General features: G+C 69.8%; 20 protein-coding genes and 2 tRNA genes. 19 read left to right on the top strand and 3 right to left on the bottom strand.

Going from position 1 to position 25,664, the window contains the following annotated elements; translation table 11 throughout:
- The first annotated feature begins 144 nt into the window (after positions 1–144).
- Both ACFQZ6_RS12375 and ACFQZ6_RS12370 read left to right on the top strand, forming a co-directional pair.
- The gene (locus ACFQZ6_RS12375; protein ID WP_381607638.1) at positions 145–1,365 is read left to right on the top strand and encodes a PP2C family protein-serine/threonine phosphatase; all 1,221 of its coding nucleotides are present in this window, start codon (positions 145–147) and stop codon (positions 1,363–1,365) included.
- Positions 1,366–1,458: 93 nt separating this feature from the next.
- The gene (locus ACFQZ6_RS12370; protein ID WP_381607636.1) at positions 1,459–1,932 is read left to right on the top strand and encodes an HD domain-containing protein; all 474 of its coding nucleotides are present in this window, start codon (positions 1,459–1,461) and stop codon (positions 1,930–1,932) included.
- Positions 1,933–1,936: 4 nt separating this feature from the next.
- On the opposite strand, the gene ACFQZ6_RS12365 is transcribed toward ACFQZ6_RS12370, so the two are convergent.
- Entirely contained in the window at positions 1,937–3,058 is a 1,122-nt protein-coding gene (locus ACFQZ6_RS12365) for an acyltransferase family protein (protein WP_381607634.1), read from the bottom strand.
- 232 nt (positions 3,059–3,290) lie between these two features.
- Between ACFQZ6_RS12365 and ACFQZ6_RS12360 the strand changes: the two genes are divergently transcribed.
- Positions 3,291–3,485: a hypothetical protein gene (locus ACFQZ6_RS12360; RefSeq protein WP_360216846.1), complete on the top strand. Its 195-nt coding sequence runs from the start codon at positions 3,291–3,293 to the stop codon at positions 3,483–3,485.
- A gap of 99 nt (positions 3,486–3,584) precedes the next feature.
- Here ACFQZ6_RS12360 and ACFQZ6_RS12355 read toward each other — a convergent pair.
- Positions 3,585–3,655: transfer RNA gene (locus ACFQZ6_RS12355), tRNA-Gly, on the bottom strand.
- 131 nt (positions 3,656–3,786) lie between these two features.
- On the opposite strand from ACFQZ6_RS12355, the gene ACFQZ6_RS12350 reads away from it, so the two are divergent.
- The 5 genes from ACFQZ6_RS12350 (at position 3,787) to clpX (ending at position 8,639) form a co-directional block, all read left to right on the top strand.
- Positions 3,787–3,863, top strand: a tRNA-Pro gene (locus ACFQZ6_RS12350).
- A 201-nt stretch (positions 3,864–4,064) separates the two neighbouring features.
- Complete coding sequence (tig, locus tag ACFQZ6_RS12345) at positions 4,065–5,474, top strand: trigger factor (RefSeq protein WP_381607632.1); 1,410 nt, start codon at positions 4,065–4,067, stop codon at positions 5,472–5,474.
- Between the two features lie 270 nt (positions 5,475–5,744).
- Positions 5,745–6,356 (top strand): ATP-dependent Clp protease proteolytic subunit, encoded by a 612-nt coding sequence (locus ACFQZ6_RS12340; RefSeq protein ID WP_360216913.1) that lies wholly within the window; start codon positions 5,745–5,747, stop codon positions 6,354–6,356.
- Between the two features lie 109 nt (positions 6,357–6,465).
- Positions 6,466–7,173, top strand: a complete 708-nt coding sequence (locus ACFQZ6_RS12335; RefSeq protein ID WP_381607630.1) for an ATP-dependent Clp protease proteolytic subunit — start codon at positions 6,466–6,468, stop codon at positions 7,171–7,173.
- A gap of 179 nt (positions 7,174–7,352) precedes the next feature.
- Positions 7,353–8,639, top strand: coding sequence for an ATP-dependent Clp protease ATP-binding subunit ClpX (clpX, locus tag ACFQZ6_RS12330; protein WP_381607628.1), 1,287 nt, complete (start codon positions 7,353–7,355; stop codon positions 8,637–8,639).
- Positions 8,640–8,702: 63 nt separating this feature from the next.
- Here clpX and ACFQZ6_RS12325 read toward each other — a convergent pair whose 3' ends face one another.
- Positions 8,703–9,659, bottom strand: coding sequence for a hypothetical protein (locus ACFQZ6_RS12325; RefSeq protein WP_381607626.1), 957 nt, complete (start codon positions 9,657–9,659; stop codon positions 8,703–8,705).
- A gap of 136 nt (positions 9,660–9,795) precedes the next feature.
- On the opposite strand from ACFQZ6_RS12325, the gene ACFQZ6_RS12320 reads away from it, so the two are divergent.
- The 11 genes from ACFQZ6_RS12320 to ACFQZ6_RS12270 all read left to right on the top strand — a co-directional run bounded on the left by ACFQZ6_RS12320 (position 9,796) and on the right by ACFQZ6_RS12270 (position 25,420).
- Positions 9,796–12,420, top strand: a complete 2,625-nt coding sequence (locus ACFQZ6_RS12320) for a valine--tRNA ligase (protein ID WP_381607624.1) — start codon at positions 9,796–9,798, stop codon at positions 12,418–12,420.
- A gap of 187 nt (positions 12,421–12,607) precedes the next feature.
- Complete coding sequence (gene folC / locus ACFQZ6_RS12315) at positions 12,608–14,110, top strand: bifunctional tetrahydrofolate synthase/dihydrofolate synthase (protein ID WP_381607622.1); 1,503 nt, start codon at positions 12,608–12,610, stop codon at positions 14,108–14,110.
- A 7-nt stretch (positions 14,111–14,117) separates the two neighbouring features.
- Positions 14,118–14,474: a DUF4233 domain-containing protein gene (locus ACFQZ6_RS12310; RefSeq protein WP_381607619.1), complete on the top strand. Its 357-nt coding sequence runs from the start codon at positions 14,118–14,120 to the stop codon at positions 14,472–14,474.
- Positions 14,475–14,601: 127 nt separating this feature from the next.
- A complete protein-coding gene (ndk, locus tag ACFQZ6_RS12305; protein WP_381607618.1) occupies positions 14,602–15,015 on the top strand; it encodes a nucleoside-diphosphate kinase in 414 nt (137 codons plus the stop codon).
- 269 nt (positions 15,016–15,284) lie between these two features.
- Positions 15,285–16,304 carry a rod shape-determining protein gene (locus ACFQZ6_RS12300; RefSeq protein ID WP_004001297.1) on the top strand — a complete coding sequence of 340 codons (1,020 nt, stop codon included), beginning with the start codon at positions 15,285–15,287 and terminating at the stop codon, positions 16,302–16,304.
- Positions 16,305–16,491: 187 nt separating this feature from the next.
- The gene (gene mreC, locus ACFQZ6_RS12295; protein ID WP_381607615.1) at positions 16,492–17,472 is read left to right on the top strand and encodes a rod shape-determining protein MreC; all 981 of its coding nucleotides are present in this window, start codon (positions 16,492–16,494) and stop codon (positions 17,470–17,472) included.
- A gap of 15 nt (positions 17,473–17,487) precedes the next feature.
- Positions 17,488–18,165 carry a rod shape-determining protein MreD gene (gene mreD / locus ACFQZ6_RS12290; protein ID WP_381607613.1) on the top strand — a complete coding sequence of 226 codons (678 nt, stop codon included), beginning with the start codon at positions 17,488–17,490 and terminating at the stop codon, positions 18,163–18,165.
- Between the two features lie 175 nt (positions 18,166–18,340).
- Entirely contained in the window at positions 18,341–20,584 is a 2,244-nt protein-coding gene (gene mrdA / locus ACFQZ6_RS12285; protein WP_381607611.1) for a penicillin-binding protein 2, read from the top strand.
- Positions 20,581–21,780: a rod shape-determining protein RodA gene (rodA, locus tag ACFQZ6_RS12280; protein ID WP_381607609.1), complete on the top strand. Its 1,200-nt coding sequence runs from the start codon at positions 20,581–20,583 to the stop codon at positions 21,778–21,780. Before mrdA ends, rodA begins: the two co-directional genes overlap by 4 nt.
- A gap of 114 nt (positions 21,781–21,894) precedes the next feature.
- Positions 21,895–23,415: a CYTH and CHAD domain-containing protein gene (locus tag ACFQZ6_RS12275; RefSeq protein ID WP_381607607.1), complete on the top strand. Its 1,521-nt coding sequence runs from the start codon at positions 21,895–21,897 to the stop codon at positions 23,413–23,415.
- Positions 23,416–23,485: 70 nt separating this feature from the next.
- Positions 23,486–25,420, top strand: coding sequence for a TIGR03960 family B12-binding radical SAM protein (locus ACFQZ6_RS12270; RefSeq protein WP_381607606.1), 1,935 nt, complete (start codon positions 23,486–23,488; stop codon positions 25,418–25,420).
- Positions 25,421–25,664: the final 244 nt, after the last annotated feature.

Below are 25,664 nucleotides of genomic sequence, written 5' to 3'. Positions count from 1 at the left end.
TGTTGCGGACCGGGCGAGGGGATTTCTGCCGGGTGGCGGCGCGATGGCTTTCCGTGAAGTTCACTGTGAAGTCGAGCCCCGGACGGGGGACAAGTGGGGCCTCCCGTGCCAACGGGCTGGTCGGATGGATAGGGTCCCGAACTAATGGCAGCAGGACGAGAGCGGCGCGCGGCGGCCGAGACGTTCCCGGCCCGGTTGAGGATGAGGTGGCACCGGGCCCGCGTCGGCGTGCGCAGAAGCGCCGTCGACTACTTCCGCGGCGACGGCTCCGACTGGATCGCGTTGGCCGGACTGCTGATCACCATCCCGCTCATCGCCGTCGGCACGATGGCCAACCCGGTGTGGTGCTCACCGGCCGCGCTGGTCCTGCCGATCGTCGCGGGCGGGCTGCTGCTGCGCCCGGCCAGCCTGCTCGGGCTGTACGCGGCGGCGGCCACCGCGCTGATCGTGGAGTCGATCCAGCTCGGCCCGTACACCGAGGGCCCGTCGCGGGTGACACCGGGCGTGGTGCTGGTGGTGGCGGCCTGCGGGTTCACGGGGCTGCTGATCGCGCAGTTCCGCAGCCGGGTCGGCGTGCCCTGGCGGCGCGGCGGCACCATGCTGTTCGACCTGCGCGAGCGCATCCGGGTGCAGAGCAAGCTGCCGGGGCTGCCGCAGGGATGGCACCGGGAGATGGCGCTGCGGCCCGCGGGGGGCCAGTCGTTCTCCGGTGACTTCGTTGTCGCGGCCCGCACGAACGGCGGGCGCACCCTGGAGGTCGTCCTCACGGACGTCTCCGGCAAGGGCATGGACGCGGGCTCGCGGGCGCTGCTGCTGTCCGGCGCGTTCGGCGGCCTCCTCGGCAGCCTGCCCCCGCACGCCTTCCTGCCCGCCGCCAACGGCTATCTGCTCCGCCAGGACTGGGAGGAGGGCTTCGCGACCTCCATCCACCTGGTCCTCGACCTGGACTCCGGCGACTACGAGCTGTACTCCGCGGGCCATCCGCCGGGGCTCCAGCTCAGCGCGGGCACCGGCCGCTGGGAGGAGAAGGCGGCGGAGGGGCCGCTGCTGGGTGTGTACGAGGGCGCCCAGTTCGACCCCGTGAAGGGCTCACTGCGCCCGGGGGACGTGTTGATGCTGTTCACGGACGGTCTGGTGGAGACCTCCGACCGTGACATCGTCGAGGGCATCGACCGCCTCACCGGCGAGGCCGACCGCTATGTCACCGGCGGCTTCCACGGCGCCGCCTGGCACCTCATCGAGGCCGTCGCCAAGGACGTCAACGACGACCGCGCCCTGCTCCTGATCTGCCGCGAGGGCCCTACGGCGACGGCGGCGGCCTCGGCAGCGGCGGAGGCGGCGGCCGAGGCGGAGGCGGCACGGTGACGGCGGGAGGCGGCGGCCGAGGCGGCGGAGGTTCGGTGACGGCGGGAGGCGCGGTAACGGCGGGGGAGGTTCGGTGACGGCGGGGGAGGCGCGGTGACGGCGGGGGAGGCGCACGGGGCGCCGCTCGGCCTGGCCGACGTGGAGGCCCTCGCCCGCGCCGCCCACGAGGGGCAGACCGACAAGGCGGGCAGGCCCTACGCCGAGCACCTGCGGGCCGTCGCCGAAGGCGTCCGCGCGCGGGGCGGCGACGACGACCAGATCGCCGCCGCCTGGCTGCACGACGCCGTGGAGGACGACGCCCTGTCGGCGCGGTGGCTCGACGAGGCGCCCCTGAGCCGCCGTACGAAGGACATCGTGCGCGCGGTCACCAAACGCCCCGGCGAGCCCCCAGAGGCGTACGCGGGGCGCATCCTCGCCACCCCGGGCGCCCTCCTGGTCAAACAGGCCGACCTGGCCCACAACGCCGACCCCGCACGCCTCGCCCGCCTCGACGCCGCCACCCGCACACGACTGACCGAGAAGTACGCGCGAATGCGCGCACTCCTCGGCCTGGACCAGAAGGCGTGAGGCGTCAGGCCCCGACGCTCTCGCGTACGGTCGCCTGTCCGCCGTCCTCGCTCCGCTTACCGGCCTCGCCGGTGGCCGTCGCGGGGGGCTTGCGCCACGCCCACTCCATCCGGGGCTCCATGGAGAACCGGAACACGCGCCGTACGGGCGCGGTGCACAGCAGGGTGATGACGACGACCGCGACCACGGTCACGAAGACCTCGCCGTACGGGCGGCGCAGCCAGGCGGCGTCGTACCAGCCCGCGTACTCCGAACCCCACAGCACGAAGCCGTGCAGCAGGAAGCCGTACAGGGTGCCCGCGCCGAGCGAGGTGAACCAGGTGTCGTGGCCCGGCACCCAGGCGAAGAAGCAGGCGGTCAGCACCAGCGCGGCGCCGAACATGACGAGCGTCATCAGCGGCCCGGTCCACCACTGGTGGTCCATGGCCTGGGCGGCGTCACGGTGGTACACCCAGTTGGTGTCGAACCGGGGCGTGGCCCACCAGACCACCGCCGCCGCGCCCAGGAACACCGGAACGGCGGCGATCCGCATCGACCGCCGACGGACCCACTGGAAGTGCTCGGGCCTCATCAGGAGGCCGAGGACGAAGAACGGCAGGAACTGGAGCACCCGCTGCATGTCCAGGTCCTCGCCGATCTTCGGGCTGACGGACGCCAGCATCGCGATGACCAGGGCCAGGGGCAGGGGGTAGCGCACCAGCTTCCACAGCGGCGTCGTCAGCCGCCACACGAACAGCGCGGCGAGGAACCAGACCAGGAACAGCGGGTCGAGGAGGCTGATCGCCAGGTCCGGCTGGTCGTTGAAGTGCCGCCGGAACAGGGTGTAGGCGACCTCGTAGATGACGTACGGCACGACGAGCCCCGTGACCAGGCGCTTGAGCCGGTCGGGGCGCATGTCGAAGCTGCGCGAGAAGAAGCCGGAGATGATGATGAACGCCGGCATGTGGAAGGCGTACACAAGGACGTACGCGGCATCCAGGGTTCGGCTCTCGTTCCGCAGAGGCGCCCAGGAGTGGGCGACCGCGACCAGGACGATCGCGAGGTACTTTGCGTTGTCGAAGAAAGCGTCGCGCTGCTGGCCGGAAGTCGTCTTTGCGGGCCGGGAAGACGATGCAGCCTGAAACATTTGAGGCACCCTAGCGGCGGCTGTGAGGATTCGCAAAACCTCTCGGTTCACCGGCTGTACACCGGTTGGACATTTCCAACTTCAGCCGAATCCTGACCTTTGCGGCTTTTGTCATGGCCAACGAACCGTCACGCGCCGCATAGGCAGGGGCCGTTGGTGGCACGATGGTCTGACGGGGGTGCTGGGCTGCATCCCCGGCGGGAGTGCGGACCGACCGAGGGTGTGATCAGTTGTGGCCATTTCGCTGTCAGTGGTGCTGCTGTTGGCGATCATCATGGTGGTGTTGATCCGAGGCGGTTCGCTCAAGGCGGGACCCGCGATCGTCGCCGTCCTCTTCGGCTTCTTCCTCGCCTCGACGGGCATGGCCGACGACATCCAGCGGTTCCTCGACTCGATAGCGACGACCATCAACTCGATCCAGTTCTAGCGATCACTGGTTCCAGCGATCCGACCACTGGACGCCGTCCGCCGGGCCCGCGAACACCGAGGGCCCGGTTCCACGGAACCGGGCCCTCGTGCGTGACAGAGCGGGCGACGGGAATCGAACCCGCGTAGCCAGTTTGGAAGACTGGGGCTCTACCATTGAGCTACGCCCGCACACAGACGCGCCGCAGGTCAGCCGACCGCGGCACCACAGGCATCGTAGCGGGTCGCACCCCCTCGCCGCACACCCCCTAAATGCGGCGGCCGTACGGCCTGCGGCCATGTACCCTACGTGTCGCACCAGACGGGGTGTGGCGCAGCTTGGTAGCGCGTCCGCTTTGGGAGCGGAAGGCCGTGGGTTCAAATCCCGCCACCCCGACCAACCACCCACTCTCCCGATCACCTCGGTGATCGCCTTTTGGGCGGGTCCGTCGCTGCGGCTACTATGCAAGCTGCGCGCCCGTGTCTCCGTGTGTCTCCGCAGTGAAAGTGAAGTCGCACAGTAGTCCTCCGGGCGACCACATCCGCCGGGCCGGTCTGGCTCCGGCAGAACCCGAGAAGTCAGCCACAAGGAGACCGAACCGTGAAGAGCGCCGTGGAGAACCTGAACCCGACCCGGGTTCGGCTCACTGTCGAGGTGCCCTTCGAGGAGCTCAAGGACAGCCTCGACGCGGCGTACAAGAAGATCAACCAGCAGGTCACGGTGAAGGGCTTCCGCAAGGGCAAGATCCCCGCCCGGGTCATCGACCAGCGGTTCGGCCGTGGCGCCGTGCTGGAGGAGGCCGTCAACGACGCGCTGCCGAAGTTCTACGAGCGCGCCGTGAACGAGGCCGAGGTCAGCGTGCTGGGCCAGCCCGAGGTCGACATCACCGAGCTGAAGGACGGCGACACGCTGAACTTCACCGCCGAGGTCGACATCCGCCCGACCATCGAGATCCCGGACTACTCCGGCATCGAGGTCGAGGTCGACGCCGTCGAGGTCACCGACGAGGACGTCGACAAGTCCGTCGAGCAGCTCCGCGAGCGCTTCGCCTCGACCACCCCGGTCGAGCGCGCCGCCGAGGACGGCGACGTGATCACCATCGACCTGGAGGCCAAGGTCGACGGCGAGGTCCTGGAGGACGGCATCGCGAACGGCGTCTCCTACACCATCGGCTCCGGCGAGCTGCTGGACGGCATCGACGACGCCGTGAAGGGCCTGGAGGCCGGTGGCGAGGCCACCTTCACCTCCGAGCTGAAGGGCGGCTCCGCGGCGGGCCGCGAGGCCGAGGTCACCGTCAAGGTCACCCAGGTCGCCAAGCGCGAACTGCCCGAGCTGGACGACGACTTCGCGCAGCTCGCCTCCGAGTTCGACACCCTGGAGGAGCTGAAGGCGGACAGCCGCGGGCGCCTGGAGAACATGAAGAAGTACGACCAGGCCACGCAGGCCCAGGAGCGCGTCCTGGAGAAGCTGCTGGAGCTGGTCGAGGTGCCCGTCCCCGAGAAGCTGCTCGAGGACGAGATCAACACCCGCAAGCACAACCTGGAGCACCACCAGCTCGGCCAGATGGGCCTCACCCTCGACAAGTACCTGGAGCTCCAGGGCAAGACCGCCGAGGAGTTCGACGAGGAGACCCGCGAGGCCGCGGTCAAGGGCATCAAGACCCAGTTCGTCCTCGACGAGCTGGTCAAGGTGGAGAAGCTCAACGTCAACCAGGAGGAGCTGACCGAGCACCTCATGCGGCGCGCGGCCTCCTCCGGCATGTCCCCCGACCAGTTCGCGCAGGCCGTCGTCGAGCAGGGCCAGGTCCCGCTGCTCGTCGGTGAGGTCGCCCGCGGCAAGGCGCTCGCCGTCGTCGTCGAGGCCGCCACGGTCAAGGACACCAACGGCGAGGTCGTCGACCTCGACGACGAGGAGGACGAGGTCGAGAAGACCGAGTCCGCCACCGAGACGGTCGAGGCCGCCGAGGGCACCGCCGACCAGACCGAGGCCGAGGACAAGCCCGAGGCCTGAGCCGCACGGCACGACCGGTGATCCGCGAGTGAGCCACGACGGGCCCTGGGTACGCAAGTGACCCGGGGCCCGTCGCCGTACCCGGCCGACACCACGGCGAGGACGGCCCCCGCCAACCCGGCGGAGCGACTACGCCCCCGGCGAACACCCCCCTTACCGGGATTCGCCGGGCGGGCCACGGCGTTAGGGTCCATGAATACGGCAGAAAGCAAGACGGCCCGACGGCCCGGCGCCGTCGCAAGACGAGCAGGTGGATACGTGACGAATCTGATGCCCTCCGCCGCCGGCGAGCCTTCCATCGGTGGTGGCCTCGGTGACCAGGTCTACAACCGGCTGCTCAACGAGCGGATCATCTTCCTCGGCCAGCAGGTCGACGACGATATCGCGAACAAGATCACCGCACAGCTACTGCTCCTTGCCGCCGACCCCGACAAGGACATCTACCTCTACATCAACAGCCCCGGCGGCTCGATCACGGCCGGTATGGCGATCTACGACACCATGCAGTTCATCAAGAACGACGTGGTCACCATCGCCATGGGCCTCGCGGCCTCCATGGGCCAGTTCCTGCTCAGCGCGGGCACCCGCGGCAAGCGCTTCGCGCTGCCCAACGCCGAGATCCTGATCCACCAGCCCTCCGCGGGCCTGGCCGGTTCCGCCTCGGACATCAAGATCCACGCCGAGCGGCTGCTGCACACCAAGAAGCGCATGGCCGAACTGACCTCGCTGCACACCGGTCAGTCCGTCGAGCAGATCACCCGTGACTCCGACCGCGACCGCTGGTTCGACGCGTACGAGGCCAAGGAGTACGGGCTCATCGACGACGTGATCCCGACGGCCGCCGGTATGCCGGGCGGCGGCGGTACCGGGGCGGCCTCCTGAGGGCCGTAGCGGCCCCTTCCAGGCCCCGGCAGACACCGCGCTCCCGTCGGGGCGCGCCAGCCCCGGCCAAGCCCCCAGCCACCGCCCCAGCCCTTTTCCAGGAGACACCGTGAACCACTTCCCCGGCAGCGGCCTCTACGACCGTATGGACGCCGTGCAGGACATGAGCGGCGCCCAGGGCCGCTACACCGGCCCGACCGCCGAGTCCCGCTATGTCATCCCGCGCTTCGTCGAGCGCACCTCCCAGGGCATCCGCGAGTACGACCCGTACGCGAAGCTCTTCGAGGAGCGGGTGATCTTCCTCGGCGTCCAGATCGACGACGCCTCCGCCAACGACGTCATGGCGCAGCTCCTGTGCCTGGAGTCGATGGACCCCGACCGGGACATCTCGGTCTACATCAACAGCCCCGGTGGCTCCTTCACCGCGCTGACGGCGATCTACGACACGATGCAGTTCGTCAAGCCGGACATCCAGACGGTCTGCATGGGCCAGGCGGCCTCCGCCGCGGCCGTGCTGCTGGCCGCCGGTACGCCCGGCAAGCGGATGGCGCTGCCCAACGCGCGCGTGCTGATCCACCAGCCCTACAGCGAGACCGGCCGCGGCCAGGTCTCGGACCTGGAGATCGCCGCCAACGAGATCCTGCGGATGCGCTCGCAGCTGGAGGAGATGCTGGCCAAGCACTCCACCCAGTCGATCGAGAAGATCCGTGAGGACATCGAGCGCGACAAGATCCTCACCGCGGAGGACGCCCTCCAGTACGGTCTGATCGACCAGATCATCTCCACCCGCAAGATGAACAACGCTGACGTCCGCTGACGCGGATCCTGTAGCGTCTGCCGCCCCTTGGCACGGCTCTGGCCCGGTCCACGTCAAAGCGAACCGTGCCAAGGGGGGCCCGAACGGGGGGCTCGGCAAGGTACCGTCGGACATAAGGCAGCACCAGGAGCCGCCGGACGCAGGCGTCCAGGCGCTCCCAGGCGAAGGGGAAGCACACCGTGGCACGCATCGGTGACGGCGGCGATCTGCTCAAGTGCTCGTTCTGCGGCAAGAGCCAGAAGCAGGTCAAGAAGCTCATCGCAGGTCCCGGTGTGTACATCTGCGACGAGTGCATCGATCTCTGCAACGAGATCATCGAGGAAGAACTGGCGGAGTCCAGCGAGGTCCGCTGGGAGGAACTGCCGAAGCCCCGGGAGATCTACGAGTTCCTCGAGGGGTACGTCGTCGGCCAGGAGGCCGCGAAGAAGGCCCTGTCGGTGGCGGTCTACAACCACTACAAGCGGGTCCAGGCGGGCGAGAACGGCGGCGCGCAGGGCCGTGACGACGCCATCGAGCTGGCGAAGTCCAACATCCTGCTGCTCGGCCCCACGGGTTCCGGCAAGACCCTCCTCGCGCAGACCCTGGCCCGCATGTTGAACGTCCCGTTCGCCATCGCCGACGCCACCGCGCTCACCGAGGCGGGGTACGTGGGCGAGGACGTCGAGAACATCCTGCTCAAGCTGATCCAGGCCGCTGACTACGACGTCAAGAAGGCCGAGACCGGGATCATCTACATCGACGAGATCGACAAGGTCGCGCGCAAGAGCGAGAACCCGTCCATCACGCGTGACGTCTCCGGTGAGGGCGTCCAGCAGGCCCTGCTGAAGATCCTGGAGGGCACCACGGCGTCGGTGCCGCCGCAGGGCGGGCGCAAGCACCCGCACCAGGAGTTCATCCAGATCGACACCACGAACGTGCTGTTCATCGTGGGCGGCGCCTTCGCGGGCCTGGAGAAGATCATCGAGTCCCGGGCGGGCGCGAAGGGCATCGGCTTCGGCGCCACCATCCGCTCCAAGCGGGAGCTGGAGTCCAAGGACCAGTTCGAGAACATCATGCCGGAGGACCTGGTCAAGTTCGGGATGATCCCCGAGTTCATCGGCCGTCTGCCGGTCATCACCTCCGTGCACAACCTCGACCGCGAGGCGCTGCTGCAGATCCTCGTCGAGCCGCGTAACGCGCTGGTGAAGCAGTACCAGCGGCTGTTCGAACTCGACGGTGTGGAGCTGGACTTCGAGCGGGAGGCGCTGGAGGCCATCGCCGACCAGGCCATCCTCCGCCAGACCGGCGCCCGCGGCCTGCGCGCCATCATGGAGGAGGTGCTGATGTCGGTGATGTACGAGGTGCCGTCCCGCAAGGACGTCGCCCGCGTCGTCATCACCGCCGACGTCGTCCACTCCAACGTCAACCCGACCCTGATCCCGCGGGACGCGCGGGGGCGGGGCAACGGCGAGCAGAAGTCGGCGTAGCCGTCGTACACATGGGGAGGGGCCCCGGCCAACCGGCCGGGGCCCCCTCGCCGTTACGGGCCGTCAGGACTTGACGCGGACTTCCTCACGGAGCTTGGCGGTGATCTCCGCGGCGGCGGCCTGGTCCGACTTCTTCTCCGCGGCGATGTTCGCGTAGTCCATCGGCATCACCAGACCGAGCGTGCTGTAGTCACCCCACGCGCAGTAGGTCACGTACATCTTGCTCGGGCCCCCGCTGGACGACGAGTCGTCGGTCGGCTCCATCTTGGCGTCCTGGCACTTCAGCACGGCGCCGTCGGCGTTGTCGTACGAGGTGGGCTCACCCTCGAAGGTGACCTTCATGTCCTCGTCGTCCTCCTCCCCGGCCTTCTTCTCCATATGGGCCAGGAAGGCGTCGACGACCGCCTCGGGGTCCTCGATCTCGCCGTACACGCCGCCGAAATTGAGCGCCTTCTGCGACAGCGGGTTGTCCTCGTTGCCGGAGGTGTACTCGGCCTCGACGTCGGTGGGGTTCTTCACCCCCCACTTCTCGGCGTCCTTGATGTCCTCGTCCGTCATGCCGTCTTCCTCGCCGTCGCCCTTCTTGTACTCGCCGTCGAGGACGGTCGCGGGCGTCGTCAGCTTGTGCGGGCCGTCGTCGGCGATGTCCGAGCCGCTGCCGCTGCCGCCGAGCACGAAGTACGCGCCGACCGCGATCGCCGCGACGACCGCCACCGCGCCGATGATCAGGCCGGTCTTCTTCTTGCCGCCGCCGGGCGCCGGGGGCTGCGGAACGCCGTACGGCTGCTGCCCGTAGGGCTGCTGGGGCGGCTGGCCGTACGGGGGCTGCTGCGGGGGCACGCCGGGCTGGCCGGGCTGCTGCGGGTAGCCGTACCCCGGCTGCGGCTGGGCGGGCGGCTGCTGGGGGTAGCCGTAGCCGGGCTGGGGAGCCTGCGGCTGCTGACCGTAGGGACCCGGCTGACCGTACGGTCCGGGCTGCTGGGGCTGCCCGCCGTACGGGCCCGGCTGGTTGTAGCTCATTACTGGGTTCCCCTCCAGATGCTTATGCGTTCCTGACATCCTGGCCCAGGCCAGGTGCCGCGACCGCACCGGGGTGCCAGCCGTTACAAAGGAATCGCGTTTCGGGACGGCGTGGTGACACCCCTAAACTGGGCCCGTGACCGAGAACACTCAGCAGCAGCAACCAGCGCCCATCACCGAACTGCCGACCCAGTACGCGCCGGCCGAGGTAGAGGGGACGCTGTACGAGCGCTGGGTAGAACGCGGTTACTTCGAGGCGGACGAGAAGAGCGACAAGCCGCCGTACACCATCGTCATCCCGCCGCCGAACGTCACCGGCAGCCTGCACCTCGGGCACGCCTTCGAGCACACCCTCATCGACGCCCTGACCCGCCGCAAGCGGATGCAGGGCCACGAGACGCTGTGGCAGCCCGGCATGGACCACGCGGGCATCGCCACGCAGAACGTCGTCGAGCGGGAGCTGGGCAAGGAGGGCAAGTCCCGGCACGACCTCGGCCGGGAGGCGTTCGTCGAGCGGGTCTGGCGGTGGAAGGCCGAGTCCGGCGGGCAGATCTCCGGGCAGATGCGCCGCCTCGGCGACGGCGTCGCCTGGACGCGTGAGCGCTTCACGATGGACGAGGGCCTGTCCCAGGCCGTCCAGACCATCTTCAAGCGGCTCTACGACGACGAGCTGATCTACCGCGCCGAGCGCATCATCAACTGGTGCCCCCGCTGTCTGACCGCGATCTCCGACATCGAGGTCGAGTACCAGGACGACGACGGCGAGCTGGTCTCCATGAAGTACGGCGAGGGCGAGGACACCATCGTCGTCGCCACCACCCGCGCGGAGACGATGCTCGGTGACACCGCCGTCGCCGTCCACCCCGACGACGAGCGCTACCAGCACCTCATCGGCAAGCGGATCAAGCTGCCGCTCACCGACCGCTCCATCCCGGTCGTCGCGGACACCCACGTCGACCCCGAGTTCGGCACGGGCGCCGTCAAGGTCACCCCGGCCCATGACCCGAACGACTTCGAGATCGGCCAGCGCCACGGCCTGCCCGCCATCACCGTGATGGACGAGCACGCCGTCATCACCGTCCACGGCCCCTTCCAGGGCCTGGACCGCTTCGAGGCCCGCTCCGCGATCGTCGCCGCGCTGCGCGCCGAGGGCCGGATCGTCGCCGAGAAGCGGCCCTACGTCCACTCCGTCGGCCACTGCTCGCGCTGCAAGACCACCGTCGAGCCGCGCCTGTCCATGCAGTGGTGGGTCAAGGTCGGCCCGCTGGCGAAGGCCGCCGGTGACGCCGTCCGCGACGGCAAGGTCAAGATCCACCCGCAGGAGATGGAGAAGCGGTACTTCGACTGGGTCGACAACCTCCACGACTGGTGCATCTCGCGCCAGCTCTGGTGGGGCCACCGCATCCCCGTCTGGTACGGCCCGAACGGCGAGGTCGTCTGCGTCGGCCCCGACGAGCAGCCGCCGAGCGGCGAGGGCTGGCACCAGGACTCCGACGTCCTCGACACCTGGTTCTCCTCCGGCCTGTGGCCGTTCTCCACGCTCGGCTGGCCCGAGCAGACCGAGTCGCTCGCGAAGTTCTACCCGAACTCGGTCCTGGTCACCGGCTACGACATCCTCTTCTTCTGGGTCGCCCGGATGATGATGTTCGGCCTCTACGCGATGGACGGCACCCCGCCGTTCCACACCATCGCCCTGCACGGCATGGTCCGTGACCAGAACGGCAAGAAGATGTCGAAGTCCTTCGGGAACGTCGTCAACCCGCTGGACTGGATGGACAAGTACGGCTCCGACGCCCTGCGCTTCACCCTGGCGCGCGGCGCCAACCCCGGCGTCGACGTCCCGATCGGCGAGGACTGGGTCCAGGGCTCCCGGAACTTCGCCAACAAGATCTGGAACGCCACCCGGTTCGCCCTGATGAACGGCGCCACGGTGGAGGGCCCGCTGCCCGACGCCGCCGCGATGTCCTCGACCGACCGCTGGATCCTCTCCCGGCTGAACTCGGTCGTCGCCGAGGTCGACGCGTTCTACGAGGACTACCAGTTCGCGAAGCTCTCCGACGCCCTGTTCCACTTCGCGTGGGACGAGGTCTTCGACTGGTACGTCGAGCTGTCCAAGACCACCTTCCAGGCGGGCGGCGCGGCGGCCGAGGTCAGCAAGCGCGTCCTCGGCGAGGTCCTCGACGTCACGCTGCGGCTGCTGCACCCGGTCGTCCCCTTCGTCACCGAGACGCTGTGGACGACGCTGACCGGCGGTGAGTCCCTGGTCATCGCGGACTGGCCCGCCGACTCCGGCTTCCGGGACGCCGACGCCGAGCGGGAGATCTCCGACCTCCAGTCGGTGATCACCGAGGTCCGCCGCTTCCGCGCCGACCAGGGCCTCCAGCCCGGCCAGCGGGTCCCGGCCCGCCTCACCCTGGACGGCACGCCGTTCGCCGCCCACGAGGCCGCCATCCGGCAGCTCCTGCGCCTCCAGCCGGAGGGCGACGCCTTCGCGGCGACGGCCACCCTGCCGGTCGCCGGGGCGACGGTCGCGCTGGACCTGTCCGGCACGATCGACGTGGCGGCGGAGCGCAAGCGGCTGACGAAGGACCTCGCCGCCGCCGAGAAGGAGAAGTCCCAGGCCACGGCCAAGCTCGGCAACGAGGCGTTCCTGGCCAAGGCACCGGACAATGTCGTGGACAAGATCCGGGGCCGCCTGTCGAAGGCGGAGGAGGACATCGCCCGCATCTCCGCGCAGCTGGAGAAGCTGCCGGAGGCGTAGCGGTCTGCACGGCTGGGAGGGCCTCGGTGCTGGAAGGCGCCGGGGCCCTCACGTACTCCAGGGGCGCGGGGCTGTGTCAATGTGCGGCTCCGCCGCGTGGGCGCGACAAGCCACCACGACGCCGCACTCACCCGACGACACAAGCCACCCCCCACCCGATGTCACCCCCGCTCCGTAGACTGGCCCCGTGACCGACCAGAACGAGCCCGACCCCCTCGACTCCTTCGAAGACATCATCGAGGCCGAAACCCAGCGCGACCCCGACCTCGCCGTGATCGAGGCAGGCAGCCGCACCCTCCGCACCCAGGGCGGCCCGCCCCAGGCAGACGTGCCCACCCGCCCCGAGGACCCGGAGGTCGACAAGGCGCTGCGCGAGGTCGAGGCCGAGCTGGCGACCCGCTGGGGCGAGACCAAGCTGGAGCCGTCGGTCCGCAGGATCTCCGCGCTGATGGACGTCCTGGGCGAGCCCCAGCGCACGTACCCGTCGATCCACATCACCGGCACCAACGGCAAGACGTCCACCGCCCGCATGATCGAGGCGCTGCTCGGCGCCTTCGAGCTGCGCACCGGCCGGTACACGTCCCCGCACGTGCAGTCGATCACCGAGCGGATCAGCCTGGACGGCGCGCCGATCTCCGCCGAGCGGTTCGTGGAGACGTACCGGGACGTCAAGCCGTACGTCGAGATGGTCGACGCCCAGCAGGACTACCGGCTGTCGTTCTTCGAGGTGCTGACGGGGATGGCGTACGCCGCCTTCGCGGACGCGCCGGTCGACGTGGCCGTGGTCGAGGTCGGCATGGGCGGTAGCTGGGACGCCACCAACGTGATCGACGGTGACGTCGCCGTGGTGACGCCGATCGACCTGGACCACACCGACCGGCTCGGGTCCACGCCCGGCGAGATCGCCGCGGAGAAGGCGGGCATCGTCAAGCAGGGCGCGACGGTGATCCTGGCGCAGCAGCCGGTGGACGCGGCGCAGGTGCTGCTGAAGCGGGCCGTCGAGGTGGACGCCACGGTGGCCCGGGAGGGCCTGGAGTTCGGGGTCATGGACCGGCAGGTCGCGGTCGGCGGGCAGTTGCTGACGCTGCGCGGGCTCGGCGGTGAGTACACCGAGGTGTACCTGCCGCTGCACGGCGCGCACCAGGCGCACAACGCGGCCGTCGCGCTGGCCGCCGTGGAGGCGTTCTTCGGGGTGGGCGCGCAGCGCGCCGAGCCGCTGGACGTGGACACGGTGCGCAAGGCGTTCGCGGCGGTGGCGTCGCCGGGCCGCCTTGAGGTCGTACGGCGGTCGCCCACGGTCGTGCTGGACGCGGCGCACAATCCGGCGGGCGCGCGGGCGGTGGCCGAGGCGATCGGGGAGGCGTTCCAGTTCAGCCGTCTGATCGGGGTGGTCGGCGCGAGCGGGGACAAGGACGTGCGGGGGCTGCTTGAGGCGTTCGAGCCGGTGTTCGCGGAGATCGTGGTGACGCAGAACTCCAGTCACCGCGCGATGGACGCGGACGAGCTGGCGGCGGTCGCGGTGGAGGTGTTCGGCGACGAGCGGGTGCAGGTCGAGCCGCGGTTGCCGGACGCGTTGGAGGAGGCGATCACGCTCGCGGAGGAAGAGGGCGAGTTCGCGGGCGGCGGTGTGCTGGTGACCGGTTCCGTCATCACGGTCGGCGAGGCCCGGCTGCTTCTGGGGAGGGGCTGACTTTCTGATGCGTACGCTCTGTTCCGGTACGTTGATCGCGGAGTTCCTGATCATCGGGTTCGCCGGTCTGGTGGCGATGAAGGGCGACGACCTGTCCACGGGGACGGTGTGGGCGGTGTGCGGCGCCGGGATGCTGCTGAGCCTGCTGCTGTGCGGTCTTGTCACCCGGCCGGGCGGGGTCGCCCTGGGCTGGGCGCTCCAGCTCGGCCTGGTCGCCTCCGGGTTCTTCGTGCCGATGATGTTCGTGGTGGGCGCGCTGTTCGCGGGCCTGTGGTGGTCCTCGGTGCACTTCGGACGGAAGGTGGACGAGGCGAAGGCCCGCTTCGCGGCGGCCACCGAGGCGGACCAGCCCGACGCGGTGTGAGGCCCGTCAGGCCGGTGCCGACGCCGACGCGCGGTGTGGGGCGTCAGCCTGACGCTGCGTAACGGGTGGGGGGACACGCCCGGTAATCTTCGTCTCCCGCACATCCTTTGATTCCAAGGAGCACCTCGTGACCCAGCGCACCCTCGTGCTGCTCAAGCCCGACGCCGTCCGGCGGGGCCTGACCGGTGAGATCATCAGCCGTATCGAGCGCAAGGCGGGCTGGCAGATCACCGCGCTGGAACTGCGCACCCTCGACCAGGACACGCTGGAGCAGCACTACGGCGAGCACAAGGGCAAGCCCTTCTACGAGCCCCTCGTCGAGTTCATGGCCTCCGGTCCCGTCGTCGCGCTGATCGTCGAGGGTGAGCGGGTCATCGAGGGGCTGCGGCAGCTCGCCGGTCCGACCGACCCGATCGCCGCGCAGCCGGGCTCCATCCGCGGTGACTACGGTGTGATCGTCCGCGAGAACCTGATCCACGCCTCCGACTCCGAGGAGTCCGCCGAGCGCGAGGTGAAGATCTTCTTCCCTGGCCGGGCGTAGCCCGGTAGCGTGACCGGAAGTCCGGGAGCGGTTCCACTCGTCCCGGGCTTCCCGGCATATGCGCGGCGATCGAGGGAACGAGTGTCCCCGAACGCTCGTCTCCAGAAGCGGACGCGCAGCGCATCTGCTGACAATGACGAAGACCCTCCCGCAGTGTTCGGGAAGGCGCGTCTACGATGGAAGCCTTCACGTCACCGCACCCACCTCGCCAACCTGAAAAGCCCTCAAAAGCTCGTGGGAAGGCCAGACGAATCCTGATGGGGAACTCAATGTCGTTCATCGGCCGTGACATGGCTGTCGACCTCGGGACCGCCAACACGCTGGTGTACGTCAGGGGTCGCGGGATCGTACTCAACGAGCCGTCCGTCGTCGCGATCAACACCAACACCGGTGGCATCCTCGCGGTCGGCGCCGAAGCGAAGAAGATGATCGGGCGCACCCCGGGCAACATCGTCGCCGTGCGTCCCCTGAAGGACGGTGTGATCGCCGACTTCGAGATCACCGAGCGGATGCTCCGCTACTTCATCCTGAAGATCCACAAGCGGCGGTATCTGGCTCGTCCGCGGGTCGTCGTCTGTGTGCCGTCGGGCATCACGGGTGTCGAGCGCCGCGCCGTCATCGAGGCGTCGTCCCAGGCTGGCGCCCGCCAGGTGCACATCATCGAGGAGCCCATGGCCGCGGCCATCGGCTCCGGCCTGCCGGTCCACGAGGCCACGGGCAACATGGTGGTGGACATCGGCGGCGGCACCACGGAGGTCGCGGTCATCTCCCTCGGCGGCATCGTCACCGCCCAGTCCATCCGGGTCGCGGGCGACGAGCTGGACAACGCGATCATCCAGCACATCAAGAAGGAGTACTCGCTCCTGCTGGGTGAGCGCACGGCCGAGCAGATCAAGATCACGATCGGTTCGGCGTACGACCTCGACTCCGACGAGCACACCGAAATCCGGGGCCGGGACCTCGTCTCCGGGCTGCCCAAGACCGTCGTCATCTCCGCCGCCGAAGTGCGCAAGGCCATCGAGGAGCCGGTCAACGCCATCGTCGACGCGGTCAAGACGACCCTCGACAAGTGTCCGCCGGAGCTGTCCGGCGACATCATGGACCGCGGGATCGTCCTGACCGGTGGCGGGGCGCTGCTGCGCGGGCTCGACGAGCGGCTGCGCCGGGAGACCGGTATGCCGATCCACATCGCCGAGGACCCGCTGGACAGCGTGGCGCTCGGCTCCGGCAAGTGTGTCGAGGAGTTCGAGGCGCTCCAGCAGGTGCTGGACGCCCAGCCGCGCAGATGACACGAGGTGTCGATTCCGCCGTACGAGATGATCTCCTCTCGTACGGCGGATCGTTGGTTCAGAGGCATAAGCTGCGACAGATCGATCTCTGGTTACCGCTTTACCTTTGTTCATCTCGTTCGACTCGTTCATCTCGTACATCTCGTTTGACTTCTGAATTCGATGAGGAAGGGCACGGCCGCCGCACGTGAGGGACACACGAGAGAGCCGGCTGCTTCTTGTGCTGCTGGTCGCCACCGCGTTCGCGCTGATCACGGTGGACATCCGCGGCGGGGAGGACTCACCGGTCGACGGTGCCCGGCAGGCCGCCGCCACCGTCTTCGGCCCGATCCAGGACGGGGTGTCGTCCGCGGTCGACCCGGTCGGCAACGCGATCTCCGCGGTCCGCGACTCCGGTGACCGGCACGACCGGCTCGCCGAGCTGGAGCGGGAGAACGCCGCGCTGAAGGCGAAGCTCGGCAGCGACGACCGCAACCGCAGCAGGGCCCGCCAGCTCGACAAGATGCTGAAGACGGCGGGCGCGGGCCAGTACGGCATCAAGGGCGCCGAGGTCATCGCCATAGGGGCGGCCCAGGGCTTCTCCTGGACGATCACCATCGACGTCGGCGCCGACGACGGCATCCAGCGCGACATGACCGTCCTCAACGGGGACGGGCTGGTCGGCCGGGTCACCACCGTCGGGCCGAGCACCGCGACCGTGCTGCTGGCCAGCGACCCCGACTTCACCGTCGGCACCCGGATGGAGAACAGCGACGAGCTGGGCTTCGCCTCCGGGCAGGGCGACCGCCCGCTGCGCGTCGAACTCCTCAACGGCAAGGCCGAGGTGAAGAAGGGCGACCGGCTGGTCACCTTCGGTTCGCAGGCCGACAGGCCGTTCGTGCCGGGCGTGCCGGTCGGCGTGGTGTCCCGCGTCGACCCGTCCGGCGGTGACCTGACGCGGACGCTGTACGTGACGCCGTACGTCAGTTTCAGCAAGCTCGACATCGTCGGTGTCGTCGTGCAGGCCCCCGCGAAGGACCCGCGCGACACGGTGCTGCCGCCCCGGCCGAAGCCCACTCCGACGCCGACCGTGACGGTGACGGTGACGCCGGGCGCCGAGGACGCCGAGGGCACGGTGGGCACCGGGGACACCGCGGACGGCGGAGTCCAGCAAGAGCAAGAGCAGTAAGGGGAGCTGTCACTCATGCGCGTCAACCGGATCCTGCTCGCCTCCGCGCTGGTCGTCGTCGCCCTGGTGCTCCAGGTGAGCGTCCTGGCCCGGCTCCACCTGCCGGGCGCCGTACCCGACCTGCTGCTGCTGACCGTGCTGGGCCTCGCCCTGGTGTACGGCCATGTGGGCGGCGCCCTCGTCGGCTTCGGCGCCGGGCTGCTGATCGACCTGGCCCCGCCCGCCGACCACGCCGCCGGGCGGTACGCGCTGGTGCTGTGCGTCGTCGGGTACCTCGCCGGGCTGGTGAGACCGGAGAACGGCCGCCTGAAGTCGGCGACCGGGCCGATGGCCGTGGTCGTCGCCGCCGCCCTCGGCACGACCCTGCTGTACGCGGGCGTCGGCGCCCTCGTCGGGGACACCGCCGCCCGCCATGTCGGGCTCGGCAGCCTGCTGTTCACCGCCGCGGTGTACGACCTGCTGCTGGCGCCGTTCGTCGTCCCCGGCGTGATGGCGCTCGCCCGGCGCGCCGAGAACGACCCGCTGGAGGCGGGCTCCGCGTCCAGCGCCTCCGACATCTCCTCCGGCTGGCTGTCCTCCGGGACCGGCCTGCGGATCGGCGCGCAGCGCGGCGGGCTCGGCGGGCTGAAGGTGAGGGCGGCGCGGGCGCGGGTGGCGCGGGCCGGGCGCATCAAGGGGGTCAAGCGGCTGTGAGCGCGGGGGAGTTCACCCGGACGGGTGAGGTCGGGCGGAACCCGGGCCCGCGGACCGGTCGTTCCTCACTCGTACACACGCACACATCACTCGCATCGCTCGCACGGCTTTCGGTCGCACACGTGCCCACGGGTCACGGCCGCTCGTCCACGCGCTGAGAGGGGGAGACACCGCAGTGACCAACATCCCCGAGACCGGCCGGACCCCACGGGTCCAGACCCGGCTCGTCATCGTCCAGATCCTCGTCCTCTCCCTGCTCGCCACCCTCGGCGGTCGGCTCTGGTACCTCCAGATCCGTGAGGGCTCCGCGTACGCCAAGGAGGCGTCGGGCAACCACGTCCAGCAGGTCGTCCAGCCCGCCGTCCGCGGCTCCATCCTGGACGCCCGCGGGGTGGCCCTCGCCGACAACGAGACCCGTCTGGTGGTCTCCGCCTCCCGCACCGAGCTGCTGAAGATGAAGGACGACGGCGACGCCGTCCTCACCAAGCTCGCGGGCGTCCTCGGCATGGAGCCGAAGGAGGTCATGGAGAAGGTCCGGCTGTGCGACGCCGACACCCCGCAGCCGTGTTGGAACGGCTCGCCGTACCAGCCCATCCCCATCACCGACGAGGCCACCCCCAAGCAGGCCCTGCAGATCCGTGAGCGCGCCGAGGACTTCCCCGGCATCACCGCCGAACCGCAGGCCGTCCGCCGCTACGCGAGCCCCGGCCAGGCCAACACCGCGCAGGTCCTCGGCTACCTCTCCCCGGTCACCGACGAGGAGATCCAGCAGGCGCAGGACACCGACTCGCCGTACCTGCGCTCCGACATGGTCGGCCGCAACGGCCTGGAGCGGCAGTACGACAAGGAGCTGCGCGGCAAGGCGGGCGTCACCCGCTACGAGGTCGACAACCTCGGCCGGGTCATCGGCCAGGCCGAGTCGGACGACGCGGAGCCCGGCTCCAACCTGGTCACCAGCATCGACGCCCGCGTCCAGCGGGTCGCCGAGTACGAGCTGAACGAGGCGATGAAGACCGCCCGCAAGGAGTGGGACCGCAACACCAACGAGCGGTACAAGGCGGACGCGGGCGCCGTCGTCGTGATGGAGGCCAGGACCGGCCGGGTCGTCGCCATGGCGTCCAACCCGACCTACGACCCGAACGCGTGGGTGGGCGGCATCTCCGCCAAGGACTACAAGAAGCTCACCGGCAAGTCGTCCAACTACCCGCTGCTGAACCGCGCCATACAGGGTCAGGCGGCGCCCGGCTCCATCTTCAAGGTGGTCTCCACGGCCGCCGCGGTGCGGGCCGGGTACGACTTCAACGGCAACTACGAGTGCTCCAGCTCGTACTCCGTCGGCGGGCAGGTCTTCAAGAACTTCGAGTCGCAGAACCACGGCGCGATCGACCTGGGCCGAGCCCTGGAGGTCTCCTGCGACACCGTCTACTACCGGCTCGCGCACAGCGAGTGGCAGAAGGACGGCGGGATCGACCCCAAGAAGAAGCCCGCCGACTGGTTCTACAAGACCGCCCATGACTTCGGCCTCGGCGAGGAGACCGGCATCGACCTGCCCAACGAGGTCACCGGCCGCGTCCCCGACCGCCAGTGGAAGCAGAACTACTGGAAGGCCAACAAGGACGCCTGGTGCAAGACGGGCAAGAAGAACGGCGACTACGTCGAGCGGATCGCCTACGAGAACTGCCTCGAAGGCAACAAGATGCGCGCCGGTGACGAGATCAACTACTCCATCGGCCAGGGCGACACCCTGGTGACGCCGATCCAGATGGCCACCATCTACTCGGCGATCTCCAACGGCGGCACCCTGTACGACCCGACCGTGGGCAAGGCGGTCGTCAGCCCCGACGGCAAGCAGGTCACCGAGATCAAGCCCCAGGCGCACGGCAAGCTGCCCGTCGACAAGGCGACCCTCGCCAAGATGGACGACGCGCTCGCGGGCGTGGCCACCCGGGGCACCGCCGCCTGGCGGTTCGGCGGCTGGCCGCAGGACGAGATCGAGATGCACGCCAAGACTGGTACGGCAGAGGTCTACGGCAAGCAGACGACGTCGTGGTTCGCCACCTACACCAAGGACTACGCGATCGTCATGACGATCTCCCAGGGCGGCACCGGCTCCGGCGCCTCCGGCCCGGCCGTCCGCAACATCTACGACGCGCTGTACGGCGTCTCCGACGACGGCACCATCAACAAGAAGAACGCCCTGCTGCCCACCCCGCAGAAGAACCTGCCGAAGATCAAGGCGGACGGTTCCATCACCGCCCCGAAGGTCTCCAAGGACCCGGCGAAGGACCAGCAGGCGTACCAGAAGGCCCCCGAGGCCCCGGCGCAGGAGCAGGTGGCGGCCACCGTCGAGCAGCCCGGCACGGGCAACCGGCTCACCCGCAGGCGGCAGCGGCGCGGCAAGCGGAGGACAGCGGCATGACCGGCGCCAACAGCTTCCACGTCTCCGGCTACGGCCCCGAACGCGCGGGCTGGACGCGGCTGTTCGCCCGGGACTCCCTCGCCCGTCGCCTCGACTGGCCGATACTGTTCGCGGCCATCGCCCTGTCCCTGATGGGCTCGGTCCTCGTCTACTCGGCGACCCGGGGCCGTACCGAACTCAACCAGGGCGACCCGTACTACTTCCTCGTGCGGCACCTGCTCAACACCGGCATCGGGTTCGCCCTGATGATCGGCACGGTCTGGCTCGGCCACCGCACCCTGCGCACGGCGGTGCCGATCCTGTACGGCATCTCGGTCTTCCTGATCCTGCTGGTGCTCACCCCGCTGGGCTCCACCGTCAACGGCGCGCACTCCTGGATCCAGCTCGCCGGTGGCTTCTCGCTCCAGCCCTCGGAGTTCGTGAAGGTCACGATCATCCTGGGGATGGCGATGCTGCTGGCGGCCCGGGTCGACGCGGGCGACAGACCGTACCCGGACCACCGGACGGTCTTGCAGGCCCTGGGCCTGGCCGCGGTGCCCATGCTGATCGTGATGCTGATGCCCGACCTCGGCTCGGTCATGGTCATGGTGATCATCGTGCTGGGGGTACTGCTGGCCTCCGGCGCCTCCAACCGGTGGGTCTTCGGGCTGATCGGCAGCGGCGCGCTCGGCGCGATCGCCGTCTGGCAGCTCGGCATCCTCGACGACTACCAGATCAACCGCTTCGCCGCGTTCGCCAACCCCGAGCTGGACCCGGCGGGCGTCGGCTACAACACCAACCAGGCCCGGATCGCCATCGGCTCCGGTGGGCTGACCGGCTCCGGGCTCTTCCAGGGCTCGCAGACCACGGGGCAGTTCGTGCCCGAGCAGCAGACCGACTTCGTCTTCACCGTCGCCGGTGAGGAACTCGGCTTCGTCGGCGGCGGGCTGATCATCCTGCTGCTCGGCGTGGTGCTGTGGCGGGCCTGCCGGATCGCCCGGGAGACCACCGAGCTGTACGGCACGATCGTCGCCGCGGGGATCGTCGCCTGGTTCGCCTTCCAGGCGTTCGAGAACATCGGCATGACCCTCGGCATCATGCCGGTCACCGGTCTGCCGCTGCCGTTCGTGTCCTACGGCGGCTCGTCGATGTTCGCGACCTGGGTGGCGGTGGGGCTGCTGCAGTCGATCCGGGTGCAACGGCCCATGTCGGCGTAGGGCGGCCAAGGACGTAAGGCGAAGGCGAGAGGCGGGGCGGAAAGTGGCCGTTGGTCCATGATTCAGCGGAAGTTGGCCCTGCCGTAGCGCTCCGTGAGCCACTAGATTCAGGTCATGGCGGAGACGAAACGCGAGATCGAACGCAAGTACGAATCCGACGACAGTGGCCTGCCCGACCTGACGTCCGTCGCCGGGGTCGCGGCCGTCCTCGACAAGGGCGTCGTGGAACTCGACGCCCTGTACTACGACACCGCCGACGAGCGCCTCGCCGCCCACGCGATGACCCTGCGCCGCCGCACCGGCGGCTCCGACGCGGGCTGGCACCTGAAGTTCCCGGTCGGCCCCGGCGTGCGCGACGAGATCCAGGCCCCGCTCTCCGACACCCTGCCGCGCGCCCTCGCCGGGCTGGTCCGCTCCCGGGTGCGCGGCGCCGAGCTGTTGCCCGTGGTCCGGCTGCGCTCCGCCCGCGACCTCCGGCACCTCGTCGACGCCGACGGCACGCTGCTGGCCGAGATCAGCGTGGACGCCGTCCACGCCGAGCGGCTCGCCGGGGGAGCGGGCGCGGCGCAGTGGACCGAGATCGAGGTGGAGCTGGCCGACGGCGGCGACCCGGCCCTGCTGGACAAGGTGGAGAAACGTCTTCGCAAGGCGGGCGTGCGGCCGTCGAAGTCCTCGTCCAAACTGGCCCGCGCCCTGAAGGAGACGGCGCCGGGCAAGAGGGGCGGACGCGGGAGGAAGAAGGACCGCCCCACCCAGGCGCCGCCCGGCACCAGCGGCGAGCACGTGCTCGCCTACCTACGGGCCCAGCGGGACGCGATCGTCGGGCTCGACCCGGCCGTACGCCGGGACGTGGACGACTCGGTGCACGCCATGCGGGTCGCCACCCGGCGGGCGCGCAGCGCCTTCCGCAGCTACGGCAAGATCCTGGACCGCACGGTCACCGACCCGGTCGGGGGGGAGCTGAAGTGGCTCGCGGGCGAGCTGGGCGCGGGCCGCGACCAGGAGGTCCTCACCGAACGCCTGACGACCCTCCTCGGCGAACTGCCCCGCCCGCTCGTCGTCGGCCCGGTCCGCACCCGGCTGCGCACCTGGTCCCACGCCCGCCGCTCCGGCTCACGGCGCCGCATGATCGCCGTACTCGACGGCAGGCGCTACCTCACCCTCCTCGACACCCTCGACGCGCTGCTCACCGACCCGCCGCTGCTCAAGGCGGCGGGGGCCGCGCCGGAGAAGGCGGTCGCCAAGGCCGTGGACAAGGACGTCGCGGCTGTCTCCGCCCTCGTCGACGAGGCCCTCACCCTCCCACCCGGACCGGACCGCGACCTGGCCCTGCACGAGGCCCGCAAGAAGGCCAAGCGCGCCCGGTACGCGGCGGAGGCGGCGACGCCCGCGCTCGGTGACCCGATGGCGGCCCTGACGAAGTCGATGAAGGCGCTCCAGGGCCTGCTGGGCGACCACCAGGACAGCGTGATGTCCCGCGAGGCCCTGCGCGACCTGGCCGTCCAGGCGCACGCGGCGGGCGAGAACGCCTTCACCTACGGACTGCTCTACGGCAGGGAGGAGCAGCGGGCGGCGACCGCGGAGGCCGAGCTGCCACGGCTGTGGGCGCAGACCGGACGGCGCCGGAAGAGCTGACGTGCCGGGGCACTCGTGGCCCGCGTTAGGCTTGAGGGTCACCCCTGTCAGCTCACGCGAAAGTCCCACGATGTCTGTCGAGCCAGCTGAGTCGGTGTTCCCGCAGCTTGAAGCTCTGCTCCCGCATGTGCAGAAGCCGATCCAGTACGTCGGTGGAGAACTGAACTCCACCGTCAAGCCCTGGGACGAGTGCGACGTGCGCTGGGCGCTCATGTACCCGGACGCGTACGAGGTCGGACTGCCCAACCAGGGCGTCATGATCCTCTACGAGGTACTCAACGAGCGCGCGGGCGTCCTCGCCGAGCGCACCTACAGCGTGTGGCCGGACCTGGAGGCCCTGATGCGCGAGCACCGGGTCCCCCAGTTCACGGTCGACTCGCACCGCCCGGTGAAGGCGTTCGACGTGTTCGGCGTGAGCTTCTCCACCGAGCTGGGCTACACCAACCTGCTCACCGCGCTCGACCTGGCGGGCATCCCGCTGGAGGCCAGGGACCGCGACCTGGACGACCCGATCGTGCTGGCGGGCGGCCACGCCGCGTTCAACCCCGAGCCGATCGCGGACTTCATCGACTGCGCGGTGATCGGTGACGGCGAGCAGGCCGTGCTGGAGATCACCGACATCATCCGCGCCTGGAAGGCGGAGGGCCGCCCCGGCGGCCGGGAGGAGGTCCTCTTCCGCCTGGCGAGGACCGGCGGCGTGTACGTCCCCGGCTTCTACGACGTCGAGTACCTCCCGGACGGCCGGATCGCCCGCGTCGTCCCCAACCGCTCCGGCGTCCCGTGGCGCGTCTCCAAGCACACGGTGATGGACCTCGACGAGTGGCCGTACCCCAAGCAGCCCCTGGTCCCCCTGGCCGAGACGGTCCACGAGCGCATGTCGGTGGAGATCTTCCGCGGCTGCACCCGCGGCTGCCGCTTCTGCCAGGCGGGCATGATCACCCGCCCGGTGCGCGAGCGCTCCATCACCGGCATCGGCGACATGGTGGAGAAGGGCCTGAAGGCGACGGGCTTCGAGGAGGTCGGCCTGCTGTCGTTGTCGTCGGCTGACCACTCCGAGATCGGCGACATCGCCAAGGGCCTGGCGGACCGCTACGAGGAGGACAAGATCGGCCTGTCCCTCCCCTCCACCCGCGTCGACGCCTTCAACATCGACCTGGCGAACGAGCTGACCCGCAACGGCCGCCGCTCCGGCCTCACCTTCGCCCCCGAGGGCGGCTCGGAACGCATCCGCAAGGTCATCAACAAGATGGTCTCCGAGGACGACCTGATCAGGACCGTCGCGACGGCCTACGGCAACGGCTGGCGCCAGGTGAAGCTGTACTTCATGTGCGGCCTGCCCACCGAGACCGACGACGACGTCCTCCAGATCGCGGACATGGCGACGAGGGTCATCGCCAAGGGCCGCGAGGTCTCCGGCTCCAACGACATCCGCTGCACGGTGTCGATCGGCGGCTTCGTCCCCAAGCCGCACACCCCCTTCCAGTGGGCGCCGCAGCTCTCCGCCGAGGAGACCGACGCCCGCCTGGCCAAGCTCCGCGACAAGATCCGCGGCGACAAGAAGTACGGCCGCTCCATCGGCTTCCGCTACCACGACGGCAAGCCCGGCATCGTCGAGGGCCTCCTCTCCCGCGGCGACCGCCGCATCGGCGCCGTCATCCGCGCGGTCTACGAGGACGGCGGCCGGTTCGACGGCTGGCGCGAGCACTTCTCCTACGACCGCTGGATGGCCTGCGCCGACAAGGCCCTCGCCCCCCTCGGCGTCGACGTCGCCTGGTACACCACCCGCGAGCGCTCCTACGAGGAGGTCCTCCCCTGGGACCACCTCGACTCCGGCCTCGACAAGGACTGGCTCTGGGAGGACTGGCAGGACGCCCTCGACGAGACCGAGGTCGAGGACTGCCGCTGGACCCCGTGCTTCGACTGCGGGGTGTGCCCGCAGATGGATACGGCTATACAAATCGGCCCCACCGGCAAGAAGCTGCTCCCGCTCACGGTCAAGAAGTAGCCGTGACCAGCGGCGATGCCATCCAACGGATGGCTGAGGCGCTTGCCGACGTACCCGAGGCGGACCGCGCCGAAGCCCTCCGAGGGCTCGGCGCAAAGGAGCGCGAGCAGGCTCCCCGCCCCACGCGGCGCACGCCGCTTCCCGCCCCTCGGCAGGACTCGGGCATCGTCTCGGCGGTCGAGTGGGGGTAGGGCGTAGAGAGGCGTTCGGACGATCCTGTCCGGGCGCCTCTCGGCGTTCCTGG

Source organism: Streptomyces flavalbus, assembly GCF_042674625.1.
GTDB classification, from domain to species: Bacteria; Actinomycetota; Actinomycetes; order Streptomycetales; family Streptomycetaceae; genus Streptomyces; species Streptomyces flavalbus.
Note: the sequence above shows the minus strand (reverse complement) of the source record. Positions and strands in the feature narration are given on the sequence as shown.

What these genes read in the sequence shown, in the direction of transcription:
- ACFQZ6_RS12365 (WP_381607634.1), bottom strand. Translation starts at nt 3,058, where the DNA reads ATGTTTCAGGCTGCATCGTCTTCCCGGCCCGCAAAGACGACTTCCGGC.
- rodA (WP_381607609.1), top strand. Translation starts at nt 20,581, where the DNA reads ATGACCGGCGCCAACAGCTTCCACGTCTCCGGCTACGGCCCCGAACGC.
- mreD (WP_381607613.1), top strand. Translation starts at nt 17,488, where the DNA reads ATGCGCGTCAACCGGATCCTGCTCGCCTCCGCGCTGGTCGTCGTCGCC.
- ACFQZ6_RS12275 (WP_381607607.1), top strand. Translation starts at nt 21,895, where the DNA reads ATGGCGGAGACGAAACGCGAGATCGAACGCAAGTACGAATCCGACGAC.
- ACFQZ6_RS12300 (WP_004001297.1), top strand. Translation starts at nt 15,285, where the DNA reads ATGTCGTTCATCGGCCGTGACATGGCTGTCGACCTCGGGACCGCCAAC.
- ACFQZ6_RS12310 (WP_381607619.1), top strand. Translation starts at nt 14,118, where the DNA reads ATGCGTACGCTCTGTTCCGGTACGTTGATCGCGGAGTTCCTGATCATC.
- ACFQZ6_RS12340 (WP_360216913.1), top strand. Translation starts at nt 5,745, where the DNA reads ATGCCCTCCGCCGCCGGCGAGCCTTCCATCGGTGGTGGCCTCGGTGAC.
- ACFQZ6_RS12325 (WP_381607626.1), bottom strand. Translation starts at nt 9,659, where the DNA reads ATGAGCTACAACCAGCCGGGCCCGTACGGCGGGCAGCCCCAGCAGCCC.
- ACFQZ6_RS12375 (WP_381607638.1), top strand. Translation starts at nt 145, where the DNA reads ATGGCAGCAGGACGAGAGCGGCGCGCGGCGGCCGAGACGTTCCCGGCC.
- ACFQZ6_RS12270 (WP_381607606.1), top strand. Translation starts at nt 23,486, where the DNA reads ATGTCTGTCGAGCCAGCTGAGTCGGTGTTCCCGCAGCTTGAAGCTCTG.